Annotated in this window: 15 protein-coding genes; 10 read left to right on the top strand and 5 right to left on the bottom strand. The window is 64.7% G+C overall.

What is annotated here, in order from left to right:
* Positions 1-24: 24 nt before the first annotated feature.
* The 3 genes from ptsP to BVH01_RS20990 are packed head-to-tail and all read left to right on the top strand — an operon-like array spanning position 25 to position 5,585.
* Positions 25-2,898 carry a phosphoenolpyruvate--protein phosphotransferase gene (gene ptsP, locus BVH01_RS21000; RefSeq protein WP_075932190.1) on the top strand — a complete coding sequence of 958 codons (2,874 nt, stop codon included), beginning with the start codon at positions 25-27 and terminating at the stop codon, positions 2,896-2,898.
* Positions 2,898-3,833 carry a 1-phosphofructokinase gene (gene pfkB / locus BVH01_RS20995; protein ID WP_075932189.1) on the top strand — a complete coding sequence of 312 codons (936 nt, stop codon included), beginning with the start codon at positions 2,898-2,900 and terminating at the stop codon, positions 3,831-3,833. Before ptsP ends, pfkB begins: the two co-directional genes overlap by 1 nt.
* A 15-nt stretch (positions 3,834-3,848) precedes the next feature.
* Entirely contained in the window at positions 3,849-5,585 is a 1,737-nt protein-coding gene (locus tag BVH01_RS20990; protein ID WP_075932188.1) for a PTS fructose-like transporter subunit IIB, read from the top strand.
* 35 nt (positions 5,586-5,620) lie between these two features.
* Here BVH01_RS20990 and crp read toward each other — a convergent pair whose 3' ends face one another.
* Positions 5,621-6,265, bottom strand: a complete 645-nt coding sequence (gene crp / locus BVH01_RS20985) for a cAMP-activated global transcriptional regulator CRP (RefSeq protein WP_075932187.1) — start codon at positions 6,263-6,265, stop codon at positions 5,621-5,623.
* 88 nt (positions 6,266-6,353) lie between these two features.
* Here crp and BVH01_RS24555 point away from each other — a divergent pair, with 88 nt between their 5' ends.
* Positions 6,354-6,533, top strand: a complete 180-nt coding sequence (locus tag BVH01_RS24555) for a hypothetical protein (protein ID WP_139315688.1) — start codon at positions 6,354-6,356, stop codon at positions 6,531-6,533.
* Positions 6,534-6,569: 36 nt separating this feature from the next.
* Positions 6,570-6,995, top strand: a complete 426-nt coding sequence (locus BVH01_RS20980) for an OsmC family protein (RefSeq protein ID WP_013789732.1) — start codon at positions 6,570-6,572, stop codon at positions 6,993-6,995.
* Between the two features lie 39 nt (positions 6,996-7,034).
* Here BVH01_RS20980 and coq7 read toward each other — a convergent pair whose 3' ends face one another.
* Positions 7,035-7,682, bottom strand: coding sequence for a 2-polyprenyl-3-methyl-6-methoxy-1,4-benzoquinone monooxygenase (gene coq7 / locus BVH01_RS20975; protein WP_075932186.1), 648 nt, complete (start codon positions 7,680-7,682; stop codon positions 7,035-7,037).
* Between the two features lie 173 nt (positions 7,683-7,855).
* On the opposite strand from coq7, the gene BVH01_RS20970 reads away from it, so the two are divergent.
* Positions 7,856-9,337: an AAA family ATPase gene (locus BVH01_RS20970; protein ID WP_075932185.1), complete on the top strand. Its 1,482-nt coding sequence runs from the start codon at positions 7,856-7,858 to the stop codon at positions 9,335-9,337.
* A 1-nt stretch (position 9,338) separates the two neighbouring features.
* Here the strand turns inward: BVH01_RS20970 and BVH01_RS20965 are convergent, their stop codons facing one another.
* From BVH01_RS20965 to hemJ, 3 genes are all read right to left on the bottom strand, one after another.
* Positions 9,339-10,127 carry an SDR family oxidoreductase gene (locus BVH01_RS20965; protein ID WP_075932184.1) on the bottom strand — a complete coding sequence of 263 codons (789 nt, stop codon included), beginning with the start codon at positions 10,125-10,127 and terminating at the stop codon, positions 9,339-9,341.
* A 111-nt stretch (positions 10,128-10,238) separates the two neighbouring features.
* Positions 10,239-11,228, bottom strand: coding sequence for a DUF805 domain-containing protein (locus BVH01_RS20960; protein WP_075932183.1), 990 nt, complete (start codon positions 11,226-11,228; stop codon positions 10,239-10,241).
* 137 nt (positions 11,229-11,365) lie between these two features.
* Complete coding sequence (hemJ, locus tag BVH01_RS20955; RefSeq protein ID WP_075932182.1) at positions 11,366-11,791, bottom strand: protoporphyrinogen oxidase HemJ; 426 nt, start codon at positions 11,789-11,791, stop codon at positions 11,366-11,368.
* 248 nt (positions 11,792-12,039) lie between these two features.
* Here hemJ and BVH01_RS20950 point away from each other — a divergent pair, with 248 nt between their 5' ends.
* The 4 genes from BVH01_RS20950 to BVH01_RS20935 all read left to right on the top strand — a co-directional run bounded on the left by BVH01_RS20950 (position 12,040) and on the right by BVH01_RS20935 (position 14,144).
* A complete protein-coding gene (locus BVH01_RS20950) occupies positions 12,040-12,720 on the top strand; it encodes a DUF6776 family protein (protein ID WP_083652136.1) in 681 nt (226 codons plus the stop codon).
* Between the two features lie 13 nt (positions 12,721-12,733).
* Positions 12,734-13,144: a polymer-forming cytoskeletal protein gene (locus BVH01_RS20945; protein ID WP_075932180.1), complete on the top strand. Its 411-nt coding sequence runs from the start codon at positions 12,734-12,736 to the stop codon at positions 13,142-13,144.
* 76 nt (positions 13,145-13,220) lie between these two features.
* Positions 13,221-13,574, top strand: coding sequence for an iron-sulfur cluster insertion protein ErpA (gene erpA / locus BVH01_RS20940; protein WP_013789740.1), 354 nt, complete (start codon positions 13,221-13,223; stop codon positions 13,572-13,574).
* 276 nt (positions 13,575-13,850) lie between these two features.
* On the top strand, positions 13,851-14,144 hold the full coding sequence (locus BVH01_RS20935; protein WP_075932179.1) for a transposase: 294 nt from the start codon (positions 13,851-13,853) through the stop codon (positions 14,142-14,144).
* Positions 14,145-14,263: the final 119 nt, after the last annotated feature.

Here is a 14,263-nt window from a genome sequence, read left to right as displayed (position 1 = left end):
CGGTCTTGCTTGAGGAGAAACGTCATGCTCGAACTACACCCTTCGCAAATCCAGATGGGCCGACAGGCCGTCGACAAGCAGCAGGCGCTGGCCCTGCTTGCCGAGAATCTGGTGGCCGATGGCCTGGTGGCGGCCGGCTATCTGGATGGCATGCAGGCGCGTGAACGCCAGGGTTCGACCTACCTGGGGCAGGGCATCGCCATTCCCCACGGCACCCCTGAAACCCGCGACGAGGTGTTCGAGACCGGCATGCGGCTGATCCAGTTTCCCGAGGGTGTGGATTGGGGGGATGGCCAGCGGGTGTACCTGGCCATTGCTATCGCGGCACGTTCCGACGAGCACCTGCATTTGCTGCAACTGCTCACTCGCGCGCTGGGCGAGGGTGACCTGAGCCAAGCGCTGCGCGAAGCCCAGGATGCCGAGGCGATTCTCGGGTTGCTTCAGGGCGCGGCGCCGGAGCTGGCGCTGGATGCACAACTGGTCGGCCTGGGCGTCGAGGCCGAGGATCTCGACGAGTTGACCTGGCAGGGCGCGCGCCTGCTGAAGAAGGCCGGCTGCGCAGGCGCCGGTTACGCGGCCAGCCTGGTGCAGGCCGAGCCCCTGCCGCTGGGCAATGGCTTGTGGTGGCTGAGCTGCGAGCAGGGCGTCGAGCGCCCGGGCCTGGCCTTCGTTACCCCGGCGCAGCCGTTGCAGCGTGGCGACCAGCCGGTAGCGGGTCTGTTCTGCCTGGCTTGCCTGGGTGAAGGCCACCGCCAGGTGCTCGAGCGGCTGTGCGACCTGCTGATCGCCGGGCAGGGCGAGGTGCTCACCCAGGCTACCAGCAGCCGTGGCGTGCTCGAGGCGCTGGGTGCCGAGCTGCCGGCCGACTGGCCGAGCCTGCGCATCACCCTGGCCAACGCCCACGGTCTGCACGCCCGCCCGGCCAAGACCCTGAGCGAAATCGCCCAGGGTTTTGACGGTGAAGTTCGCGTACGCCTGGTCGATGGCTCAGCGGCCACGGTGTCGGCCAAGAGCCTGAGCAAGTTGCTGGCCCTCGGTGCGCGTCGTGGCCAGGTGCTGGAGTTCAGCGCCGACCCGGCCATCGCCGAGCAGGCGTTGCCGGCCATCGAAGCGGCAATCCTCGCCGGCCTGGGCGAAGACGTCGAGCCGCTGCCCGTGCAGGTCGAGAACGCTGCCGAGCCAATCGCCGAATCGCGTACCAAGGAAACCGTCGTCGCACCGGTCGCCGGTTCGCGTGTGCATGCCGTGGCGGCCTCGCCGGGCATCGCCAGTGGCCCGGCCTTCGTGCGACGCATGCCGAAGCTCGACTACCCCGAACGTGGCGAAGGCGTCGCGGCCGAGCGCCAGCGTCTGGATCAGGCGTTGCAGCACATCGACGGTGAGATCCAGCGGCTGGTCGAGCGCAGCGACGAGGCCAGCATCAGGGACATCTTCGTGACCCATCAGGCGATGCTCCGCGACCCGGCGCTGCGCGAGGATGTCGACGCGCGCCTGGCCAGCGGTGCCAGCGCCCAGGCCGCCTGGGTCGGTGAAATCGAAGCGGCCGCCGCGCAGCAGGAGTCCCTGCATGACGCCTTGCTGGCTGAGCGTGCTGCCGACTTGCGTGACGTCGGTCGCCGGGTGTTGGCTCACCTGTGCGGCGTCGAAGCACCGCAAGAACCTGTCGAGCCCTACATTCTGGTGATGGGCGAAGTCGGTCCGTCAGATGTCGCCAGCCTGGATCGTCAGCGCGTGGCCGGCATCGTCACTGCCCGTGGCGGGGCGACCGCCCACAGCGCGATCATTGCCCGTGCGCTGGGCATTCCCTGCGTGGTCGGCGCCGGTGAAAGCCTGCTGTTGCTGGAACAGAGTACGGCTTTGCTGCTCGATGGCGACCGCGGCCAGTTGTGGGTGCAGCCGGACCAGGCAACCCTGGCCCAAGCCGAGCGCGAGCGGCAGGCCAGCGAGCAGCGCCGCGAGCGTGCCCATGGCGAGCGCCTGCAGCCGGCGCACACTCGCGACGGTCATGCCGTCGAGGTGGCCGTGAATATCGGCGCCAGTGGCGAGGCGGCTGGCGCGGTCGAACTTGGCGCCGAAGCGGTGGGGCTGCTGCGTACCGAGCTGGTGTTCATGAATCATGGCCAGGCGCCCGACGTAGCCACCCAGGAAGCCGAGTACCGCCGCGTTTTCGATGCCCTGCAGGGCCGACCACTGGTGGTGCGCACCCTGGATGTCGGTGGCGACAAGCCGCTGCCGTACTGGCCGATGCCCGAAGAGGAAAACCCGTTCCTGGGGGTGCGCGGCATTCGCCTGACCCTGCAACGCCCGGACATCATGGAAACCCAGCTGCGCGCCCTGCTGCAGGCCGCTGAAGGTCGCCCTCTACGCATCATGTTCCCGATGGTCGGGCAGGTCGAGGAATGGCGTGCGGCGCGGGAAATGGTCGAGAAGCTGCGCAGCGAGATTCCGCTGAGCGATCTGCAACTGGGCATCATGATCGAGGTGCCGTCTGCGGCATTGCTGGCGCCCGTGCTGGCCCGCGAAGTGGACTTCTTCAGTATCGGCACCAACGACCTGACGCAATACACGTTGGCCATCGACCGTGGCCACCCGACGCTCTCGGCCCAGGCCGACGGCGTGCACCCTTCGGTGCTGCGCCTGATCGGCATGACCGTCGAAGCCGCCCATGCCGAAGGCAAATGGGTCGGCGTGTGCGGTGAACTGGCCGCCGACATGCTCGCGGTGCCGCTGCTGGTGGGCCTGGGCGTCGACGAGCTGAGCGTGGCTGCGCGCAGCATCCCGCTGGTCAAGGCGCGGGTGCGCGAGCTGGATCTGCAGCATTGCAGGGCCCAGGCCCAACAGGCGCTGTTGCTGCCCAGTGCCGCGGCAGTGCGTGCGTTGGTCGAGGAGGCGCAGTGATGGCGCGGATTCTTACCCTGACCCTCAATCCCGCGCTGGACCTGACCGTCAGCCTGGATACCCTGCAGGCCGGCAACGTCAACCGCAGCCTGGGCATGACCAGCCATGCGGCAGGCAAGGGCCTCAACGTGGCGCAGGTGCTGGCCGATCTTGGCCACAAAGTCACGGTCAGTGGCTTTCTCGGCCAGGCCAATGCGGCGCCGTTCGAGCACCTGATGCACCGCCGCGGCTTTATCGATGCCTTCGTGCGCGTACCGGGGGAAACCCGCAGCAACATCAAGCTCGCCGAGCGCGACGGGCGTATCACCGACCTCAACGGGCCCGGCCCCGAGGTGGATTCGGCACATCAGGCGCAGTTGCTCGCCCAACTGGACGACATTGCCGCTGGCCACGATGCGGTGGTTGTCGCTGGCAGCCTGCCGCGCGGGGTGACCACCGAATGGTTCGCCGCTTTGCTGCGCCGCCTGACGGCACTCGGCCTGCCGGTAGCGCTGGATACCAGCGGCGCGGCGCTGCGTGCCGGTCTGGCGACCAGTCCCTGGCTGATCAAGCCCAACGAGGAAGAGCTGGCCGAGGCTTGCGAGCTGGAGCAGGCTTCGCCCGAACAGATCGATGCGGCCATCGCCAAGCTGCGTGCCGGCGGGGTCGAGCACGTGCTGCTCTCGCGCGGCTCGCAAGGCGCCGACTGGTTCGGCTCCCACGGCGTGCTCAATGCCCAGCCGCCACGTGTGGAAGTGGCCAGCACCGTGGGCGCCGGTGATTCACTGCTCGCCGCCACCCTGCATGGGCTGCTGAGCGGCTGGCCGGCCGAACGCACCCTGCGCCTGGCAACGGCGGTCGCCGCCCAGGCGGTCACGCAAATCGGTTTCGGAATTCACGATCGGCAACAGCTCGCCCGCCTCGAGGCGGCCGTGACTGTCACGTCGAAACAATAATTAGAGGTCGCTGCAATGAATGTGCTGATCGTTACCGCCTGCCCCAATGGTCAGGTCACCAGCGTGTTGTGTTCCCGCCTGCTGCAGGCGGCGGCCGAGCGACTGGGTTGGTCCACCCAGGTCGAGGTGCATGATGCCAAGGCCATCGGCTCGCCGCTGAGCGCCGCCGCCATCGAGGCGGCGGAACTGGTGCTGGTGGTCAAGACCGGTGAGTTGGACCTGCAGCGCTTCGTCGGCAAGCGCGTGGTGCAATCCACGCCCTCCGAGGCGCTGGCCGACCCGCAGCAATTTCTGCGTACCGCTGCCGAGCAGGCGCAGGTGCTCAATCAGGTGGCACCGGCCGCTGCGGCGCCGTCCGGTAAACCCCGGCTGGTGGCGATCACCGCCTGCCCGACCGGTGTGGCGCACACCTTCATGGCCGCCGAAGCGTTGCAGCAGGCGGCCGAGCAACTGGGCTACGACCTGAAGGTGGAAACCCGCGGCTCGGTCGGTGCGCGTAATCTGCTTGACGAGGCGAGCATCAAAGCGGCCGACGTGGTGCTGCTGGCCACCGATATCGAAGTGGAAACCGACCGCTTCGCCGGCAAGAAAGTCTATCGCTGCGGCACGGGCGTCGCCCTCAAACAGCCCAAGCAGACCTTGCAGAAGGCCTTGGTAGAAGGCGTGCTGCAGCAAGGCGCGGGGCAGGCGCAGAGTGCCGAGAGCGGCAAGCCGGCTACCAAGAGCGGTCCTTACAAGCACCTGCTGACCGGCGTTTCCTTCATGCTGCCGATGGTGGTGGCGGGGGGGTTGTTGATCGCACTGTCGTTCGTCTTCGGCATCGAGGCCTTCAAGCAGGAAGGCACCCTGCCGGCGGCCTTGATGAAGATTGGCGGCGATGCCGCGTTCGCGCTGATGATTCCGGTGCTGGCGGGTTACATCGCCTACTCGATCGCCGATCGCCCAGGCCTGGCGCCCGGCATGATCGGCGGCATGCTGGCCAGTGCTCTGGGCACCGGCTTTCTGGGCGGCATCATCGCCGGGTTCTTGGCCGGTTACCTGGCCCTGGCGCTCAACCGCTGGCTGCGCCTGCCGCAGAGCATCGAAGCGCTGAAGCCGATCCTGCTGATTCCGCTGCTCGCCAGCCTGGTCACCGGCCTGGCGATGATCTATGTGGTCGGCACGCCGGTGGCCGCGATCATGGCCTCCCTGGAAGCCTTTCTGCAGAACATGGGCACCACCAATGCGATCCTGCTCGGGCTGCTGCTCGGCGGCATGATGTGCGTGGATCTGGGCGGGCCGATCAACAAGGCGGCCTATGCGTTCTCGGTCGGCCTGCTGGCGTCGCAGAGCTACGCGCCGATGGCCGCGACCATGGCCGCTGGCATGGTGCCGCCGATCGGCATGGCCATCGCTACCGTGCTGGCCCGACGCAAGTTCAGCCAGACCGAGCGTGAGGCCGGCAAGGCCGCTGGTGTGCTGGGGCTGTGCTTCATTTCCGAGGGAGCCATCCCGTTCGCGGCGAAGGATCCGTTGCGCGTGATCCCGGCCAGCATTGCCGGTGGCGCGCTGACCGGTGCGCTGTCGATGTACTTCGGCTGCAAGCTGATGGCGCCGCATGGCGGCTTGTTCGTGCTGCTGATCCCCAATGCCATCAACCATGCGCTGCTGTATCTGCTGGCTATCGTGGCGGGCAGCCTGGTGACCGGCGTGGTTTACGCGCTGATCAAACGGCCTGAAGTCGAAGCCCTGGCGGTCGCGGCCAAGGCTTGATGGAAGAACGGGGCAGCGATCGATGCCCCGTTTTTTTAGCGCGTACCGAAGACCACCATGGTCTTGCCTTTCACGAACACCAGGCCCTGTTCTTCCAGGGACTTGAGTACGCGGCCGACCATCTCCCGCGAGCAGCCGACGATACGGCCGATTTCCTGGCGGGTGATCTTGATCTGCATGCCGTCGGGGTGGGTCATGGCATCGGGCTGCTTGCACAGGTCGAGCAGGGTACGCGCCACGCGACCGGTCACGTCGAGAAAGGCCAGGTCACCGACCTTGCGGGTGGTGTTGCGCAGGCGTTCGGCCATCTGCGAGCCCAGGGCGAACATGATGTCCGGATCCTGCTGGGTCAGCTCGCGGAATTTGGCGTAACTCAGCTCGGCCACTTCACACTCGGTCTTCGCACGTACCCAGGCGCTGCGTTCTTTTTCGGCGCCTTCCTTGCAGAACAGGCCCATCTCGCCGAAGAAATCGCCGGGGTTGAGGTAGGCGATGATCATCTCGCGGCCGTCATCGTCCTCGATCAGGATGGTGACCGAGCCCTTGACGATGAAGTACAGCGTTTCGCTGCGATCACCGGCATAAATGATGGTGCTTTTGGCCGTGTAGCGACGACGGTGACAATGCGCGAGTAGCTTGTCGAAGTTTTTGACCTTTGGCGTGAGAGTGATAGCGACCATGCCTGGGATTCCAAATTTGTGAAGATAGGCCTGTGACAGGCGTGAGTAGGTGACGCTGTCCAGCTCCGGTGCAAGAAAGGCGGCCCGGATGAATACCTTGTTCTTATCGATCAGGAACGTCGTCGTACCTCATGAAAGCGATTGTGCCACTAAAACGGCATCATCATGGCCGGTGATACTTACCGGTGATCCGATTTGTGAGGTGTTACACGTTCTTGGCGGAACTCTAACAGCATCCGTGGTGCGCAGTGCAAAAGCTGCGCTGTGATAAGCTGCCGGCCTTTTAAAAGCAGGAGCGGCAACGATGAAAGCTCGCGTTCAATGGGCCGGTGAAGCGCTGTTTCTCGGTGAGTCCGGCAGCGGCCACGCGGTGGTAATGGACGGGCCACCCGAGAGTGGCGGCCGCAACCTGGGCGTGCGCCCCATGGAAATGCTGCTGATCGGCCTGGGTGGCTGCAGCAACTTCGACGTGGTGAGCATCCTCAAGAAGTCCCGTCAGCCGGTCGAGAGCTGCGAAGCCTTTCTGGAGGCCGAGCGCGCGTCCGAAGATCCCAAGGTATTCACCAAGATCCACCTGCATTTCGTGGTGAAAGGTCGTGGCCTGAAAGAAGCCCAGGTCAAGCGAGCGGTGGAGCTGTCGGCGGACAAGTACTGCTCGGCGTCGATCATGCTCGGCCGCGCCGGCGTGGAAATCACCCACGATTACGAGATCGTCGAACTGGGTGCCTGAGAGAGCAGGGCGACCTACGTCGCCCTGTGATTGCTTGCGTCAGATGCGGTAGGTGGTTTTGGTCATGACCTTGGACAGCAGCGTCATGCCCAGCTTGACCGGTGCGGGAAAGCGCACGCCGCCGGCATCCAGCGCGCTGTTGGCGTGCTCCAGTTCATCGCTGCGCATCTGTTCGAGGATGGCCCGGGACTTGGTGTCCTGCTCGGGGATCTGCTCCAGATGCTCGTCCAGGTGCTTGACCACCTGATCCTCGGTCGCGGCCACGAAGCCCAGGCTGACCCGGTCGCTGACCAGGCCCGCCACCGCCCCTACACCGAACGAAAGCCCGTAGAACACCGGATTCAGCACGCTGGGATGACTGCCCAGCTGACGGATGCGCTGCTCGCACCAGGCCAGGTGATCGATTTCCTCGTCGGCCGCATGCTCCATGGCTTCGCGCACGCGCGGCAGGCGCGCGGTCAGCGCCTGGCCCTGATACAGAGCCTGGGCGCAGACCTCGCCGGTGTGGTTGATGCGCATCAGCCCGGCGATATGGCGGGTCTGCTTGGCATCGAGCTCGGCCTCCTGCTCGACGACGGCAGGGGATGGGCGAGACGGTTGGCCGCTGAAGGGCAGCAGCGTGCGCAGCGCCATATCGGCTTGCAGCAGCAGGCGGTCGACGGGCGAATAATGGCGGTCGTTGGCCATGAGGTTTCTCCGGCGATGACATGAGCGGCCAGTCTACCGCAAATGGCGTTTGCGGGCGTGACGCCTGGCGGATGGGCATAAACGTGCGGCACGTCCATTGCGGTGTATCCGCCACTTGCTCACCTCTCGGCTTGGCAGGAACATGTGCTGCCGCTTGGGCATAAGGAGTTGCTGTGAAGAACGATATTCACGACCTGGGGCTGGTGCTCGATTCCAAGGTCAAGCTGGTGCTGATCGAGTCCTGGGACGAGCGCCGCGTGCTGGAAACCCTCACCGGGCTGGCGGTACGTCGCGCGCTGGGCCTGTTTACCTGGTCGATCACCGACGGCTTGCAGCGTGCCGGTTTCGCGGGGGAAGCCTTCGCCGAAGGTGAAAGCCACGACCCCGAAGCGGCATTGCGGCTGATCAAGGCCGACCAGCAGGGCAGCCTTTACGTGATGTGCGACCTGCATCCGTTTCTAACCGACAACCCGAAATTGGTGCGCCTGCTCAAGGAGGTCGCCATGGCTGATGCCGTCCATGCGCCAACCCTGGTGCTGGTGTCCCACGCCTGCAAGCTGCCGCCGGAAGTGCAGCGCTACGCCGCGCGTTTCAACCTGGCGCTGCCGGTTGAAGACGAACTGCTGGCCATCGTGCGCGAGGAGGCGGCGCGCTGGAGCGAGCGCAACCGCAACCGCCGGGTACGCACCGATAACCGCACCCTGCAGCAGGTGGTGAAGAACCTGCGCGGCATGAGCCACGCCGAGGCGAGGCTGCTGGCCCGCAACCTGATCTGCGACGACGGCGCCATCACTCAGGAAGATCTGCCGGAGCTGAACAAGGCCAAGTTCGAGCTGCTCGACCTCGATGGCGTGCTCAGCTACGAACACGACACGGCGCGTTTCGCCGATGTCGGCGGGCTGGCCAACCTCAAACGCTGGCTGGGCGAGCGGCAGCGTATCTTCTTCGCGGGTGAAGGCGTGGATATTCCCAAGGGCATGCTGCTGGTCGGCGTGCAGGGTTCGGGCAAGAGCCTGGCGGCCAAGGCGGTGGCTGGGCTCTGGGGGCTGCCCTTGCTGCGCCTGGATTTCGGCTGCCTGTACAACAAGTTCTTCGGTGAAACCGAGCGCAACCTGCGTGAAGCGCTGGCGCTGGCCGAACAGATGTCGCCGTGCGTGCTGTGGGTCGACGAGATCGAGAAGGGCCTGGCCAGCGGTGACCAGGACGGCGGCGTCAGCCAGCGCGTGCTGGGCACGCTGCTGACCTGGATGGCCGAGCGCAAGTCATCGGTGTTCATGGTGGCCACCGCCAACGTGATCGACCGTCTGCCGCCGGAGCTGGTGCGCAAGGGGCGTTTCGACGAGCTGTTCTTCGTCGACCTGCCAGAGGCGGAGATTCGCGCGGAGATTTTTCGCATTCACCTGCAGCGCCGCGAGCTGGAGCCTTCGGCCTTCGACCTGGTGCAACTGGCGTCGGCCTCAGATGGTTTTTCCGGCGCGGAGATCGAGCAGGTGGTGGTCAGCGCCCTGTATGCGGCCCAGGCGCAGCAGCAGTCGGTCGATAATGGCACGCTGCTGCGTGGTATTCAGGCCACTGCGCCGTTGTCGGTGATCATGGCGGAACGGCTCGCCGAGCTAAGGGCCTGGGCGCGGGGGCGGACGGTCAGCGCGAACTGAGTCAGGCGCGGCCGAAGCGGCGATTGATGCGCGCCGCTACTCGCCGCACCAGCCAGCGGGGAAACAAGCGGGGCGCCATCGTCAGCAGGCGGTTGCGCCAACCAGGCACGATGATCGCGCGGTTGCGCTCCAGGCCGCGCACCGCAATCAGCGCCACTTCCTCGGCGCTCAGCATCAGTTTGCCGCGTTCGAGAGCCGTGGCATCGAGCTGCGCATTGCGGAAGAAAGCGCTGCGGGTCGGCCCAGGGCAGAGCACCGAAACCTTGACGCCATGGTGGCGCAGCTCCTCGCGTAGACCCTCGGAGAAATGCAGCACATAGGCCTTGCTGGCGTAATAGCTGCTCATCCACGGGCCGGGCTGGAACGCGGCGACCGAGGCGACATTGAGAATCTGCCCGTGGCCGCGGGCTGCCATCACTGTGCCGATGGCGTGGCACAGGCGCGCCAGGGCCAGCACGTTGAGCTCCAGCAGTTGCTGTTCGCGTCGCCAGTCCTGGGCGACGAACGCGCCGCCGCTGCCCAGGCCCGCATTGTTCACCAGCAATTCGATGACCTGGCCGTTCTGCTCCAACTCATGGAGCAGTCCCGAGAGTTGCAGAGGCTCGCTGAGGTCGCAGACGCGAAACAGCACGTCCACGGAAAAGCGCTGGGTCAGCTCGTAGGCGATGCTTTCCAGCGCGTCGCGCTTGCGCGCCACGAGGATCAGGTTACGCCCGCGGCGAGCCAGCGCTTCGGCCAGGGCGAGGCCGATGCCGCTCGAGGCACCCGTGACCAGGGCATAACGTGACATGAGGTTCTCCAGAGCACTTCGCGGGCAGGTGTATAGCCTATCCGCAACCAGGCAGCCAGCGCTGCACTCGCAGCGCGGGTGAGGAAAATAAAGTGCTCGCGGTGCGGTGCCTCAACTGCCGCTTAACAGTTCGCCGAACAGGCCGCCGAAGATCGCCAGCATGGCAAAACCACTCAGGAACATCATCAGCAGGCCACCGATGAGCAGGATCAGGAAGATTCCTGCCACCAGGTTCACGCCCAGGCTGTTGGGCGGTGGCGGTGGGCCGTAGCGGTTGCTGCCGGCGGGGCCTGGCACCACCAGCATGACGATCCAGAACACGCTGCTGATGATCGGCACCACGTTGAGCAGCCACAGCCAGCCGGACCAGCCCATGTCATGCAGACGCTGCACGCCGATCTGCGCGCTGATCACCAGCATGCCGATCACCGCGCCGACCAACAGGATGCTGCCAAGGGTATCGGCCACCATGGTGATGGCCGAGATGCCGGCCATGACGCCGACGAAGATGAACAGCAATGCCAGCGACCAGGCCAGGTAACGCATCCTGCCGATACGGCCTTTGAACGAATTGATCTTCAACTGGCCAACCTGGCCGGCGTGCGGGTCGATGTCCGCCTTGGGCGGCGAATAGGGGGTTGGCGGCTGTGCGGCAGCGCTCGACGCCGTGCGCGGTGGCGGGCTTTGCGGCGCTTCTGCCTGGCGGGCCAGGTACTTCTCGATGATCACCCCACAGGCCGAGCATTCGGCAGCCGTGAGCTGCTGGTGGCCGCACTTTGGGCATGTCATGGACGTCTGCGGCTGACCCGCTGGCTCCACCTTGGCGGCTTTTTCTTCATCCGTTTCCACGAGGCTCAGCGCAGCGGCCAGATCCGGCTCCTTGCGAGCGCGGGCACCAGCCCGTTGCAGCGCGCTCAGGTACTGTTCGGCCTGGGCTTCTTTCAGGTCTCGCTTGATGGCCACCGGGCCGCGGCCGAACAGAGCGTCGATGCGAGCGCGATCGCTTTTGAACAGGCTGGTCAGGTTGGCCTTGACCTCGTCCAGCGAGGTGCCGGGCATCAGGCTGCCATCGAAGACGATCTTGTAGCGGGGCTGGCTCATGCGCGTCCTTGTCTGCACGGAAAGAAGTGGTCGCCGACCCTATCCCGCCGCCATCGGTTCGGCAAGTGGGGGCGGGTCGGTTTTCGGCGCAGCTGAGCGGTGGTTCTCAGCTTGCCAGCAGGCGCGTCAGTGGTGGATCAGAATGGCCTGACCACGACCAGAATGACGATGGCGATCAGGATCAGCACCGGCACCTCGTTGAACCAGCGGTAGAACACGTGGCTACGCGTGTTCTCGCCGCGGGCCAGGCGTTTGTACATGGCGCCGCATACATGGTGGTAACCCACCAGCAGGATCACCAGGGTGAGCTTGGCATGCATCCAGCCCTGGCTCATCCAGCCTGGCGCGAGCATCAGCAGGCCCACACCCAGCACCAGGGTGGCGATCATCGCCGGCGTCATGATGCCCCGGTACAACTTGCGCTCCATGGTGCTGAAGCGTTCACGGCTCGGCTCGTCCTCGCTCATGGCGTGGTACACGAACAGCCGCGGCAGGTAGAACAGACCGGCAAACCAGCAGACCATGGCGACGATGTGCAGGGCTTTGATCCACAGATAAAGCATTGCCGTTCCTTTTCATTGATGGGGCTTGCGATACTAGTGCCCATGATCTCAATAGTCATCAAGACGGTTGGCCGCAGGCAGGGTGGGCCTTATCATCGGACTTTTCGTCGAACAGTTTCGAGGCACCCGATGCACCCATCCGCTCCCTTTGCGATTACACCGCGGCACCGCGGTGACGGCGTGCCCGGGCAGCGGTCCTGATGACGGGGTGGGAGGTTCGCCCCAGCAACCGGGTTCAGGAACGGCGCTTGCGGGTCGCGCTGGTGATGTTGCTCGTCGCGGTGCCGCTCGCCTTCTATGGGGGCAACTGGTGGCAAGCCAGATCCACTCAAGAGCAGGCGCTGGCATTCCAGCAGATGCAGGCGCAGGTCGAGACGCAGGTCCGCGAGTTGGACGAGCTACGTCAGCGCATGGCGGTACTCAGCAGTGGTGAGCAACTGGCTCAGCAGTCCAACGAGCAAAGCCGCCTGACCATCAAGTTGCTCGAAGAACAGAACTTCAAGCAGCAGCAGGAGCTGGCATTCTACAAGGGGGTTCTGGCCCCGGACAGCAAGGTCAACGGACTGCTGATCCGCAGCTTCGATATTCACCCGGCGGAGGCGCCTGGCGTCTATCGTTTCAAACTCATGCTCAGCCGTATCGGCAAGGACGACAAACCTCTGCAGGGGCGTTTGAACGTGCAACTGGAGGGCAGCATGAATGGCAAGGCGAAGAGCCTGCCGCTGACTCAGCTCAGTGGCGACCTCCCGGAAGGCTCGACCGAGAAGGCGATTCCATTCGCGTTCAAGCACCTGCAGGCGATTCCCGACGGTGGGCGGTTGGGTGAGCTGCGGATTCCCGAGGGCTTCGTGCCCAAACGCATACGTATCAAGGCTGATGTCGAAGGTGGAAAAGCCGTCGAGCGTCAAATCGAGTGGACTGACGGATAGGTGATGGTTCGCCATGTGGAATAAAGGCAAGGGCAAGGCAGACATGCAGCGCTTCACGGGCAAAACCAGCCTGATCGCGGCAGGTGCGCAATTTCGTGGCGACCTGGAGTTTCAGGGCGCAGTGCAGATCGACGGCAAGGTGCTCGGCGACATCCTCACCGAGCAGGGTTTGGTGCGGGTCAGCGTCGAAGGGCAGGTTGAAGGCGAGGTGCGCGCCCCCCATGTAGTGATCGACGGCGAGATCGTCGGTGATGTCTATGCCAGCCAGCACGTCGAGCTGGGCCCCAAGGCCCGGGTTCGCGGCAACCTCTATTATGGGCTGATGGAAATGGCCATGGGCGCTCAGGTCGAAGGTGGCCTGCGGCCGATCAAGGAGCAGGACAGACCGTTGGAGCTGCCCGAGAGCGTGGATGACGCTCAATAGTTGACCAATTTTCTAGGGTAAGCGGATAATATAGCGCTACCACGCAGTATGGGCGCCTGGCGCCGGGAGATAGAACATGAGCGTCGAAACCTTCACCCCTGCCGCTGCGATGCAGTTCACGCAGGGTGCGGCCAGCAAGGTGAAGAGCCTGGTTGATGAAGAGGGCAACCCGCGCCTGAAGCTGCGCGTGTTCGTCACGGGAGGCGGTTGTTCGGGCTTCCAGTACGGCTTCACCTTCGATGAAGAAGTGGCCGACGACGACACCATCGTCGAACGCGAGGGCGTCAGCCTTGTCGTCGACCCGATGAGTTTCCAGTACCTGGTCGGTGCGGAAGTGGATTACCAGGAAGGCCTCGAAGGCTCACGCTTCGTGATCAAGAACCCCAACGCGACCACCACCTGCGGTTGCGGCTCGTCGTTCTCGATCTGAGTCTTGCCTTACCTGAAAACGCCGCGCATTTGCGCGGCGTTTTTGTTTGTGTGGTTCTTTCAGGCGGGGTAGGTGTCGCACGTAGTTTCCTGTTGTCAGGTGCTGCTCGGTGCTGCCCATATACGGAAATGATCGTGCGGATCTGCCAGGGCCACCGGGCTGCGATGGCCAGAGGTTCCTTCGATGGCTCCAAAAAGCGGCAAGGTGCGATCTGGTCTGTCCCGGGCTGAGTGGACACTGACTTAAGGTGGATAATGTCCGCCGCAAGGAGTGTTCATGACCCAGACCAGACGACGTTTTCCAGAATCTTTCAAACGTGAAGCGGTAGACCAGGTGGTTGCCGGCACGCCGCTTCGTCATGTGGCCGAGACGCTCGGCATCGCTGAAAGCCTGCTGGGCAAATGGAAGCGCCAGTACGAACAGCAAGGTGACAATGCCTTTCCGGGCAATGGCAAGCAGCGTGGCGAGAGTGCTGAGTTGCGCCGGCTACGCCAGCAGCTGGCTCAGGTCACCATGGAGCGCGATTTTTTAAAAAAGGCGCTCGCCATCTTCTCGCAGCCCACGAAGTGAAGTTCCGCGCCATCGAGGCGCTGACCGGTCGCTATCCCGTAGCACCGATGTGCCGGCTGCTGCGGGTATCACGCAGCGGCTTCTATGCCTGGCAGCAGCGGCCACCTTCGGCGAGAGAG

This window comes from Pseudomonas sp. PA1(2017) (genome assembly GCF_001945375.1).
GTDB lineage: Bacteria > Pseudomonadota > Gammaproteobacteria > Pseudomonadales > Pseudomonadaceae > Aquipseudomonas.
Note: the sequence above shows the minus strand (reverse complement) of the source record. Positions and strands in the feature narration are given on the sequence as shown.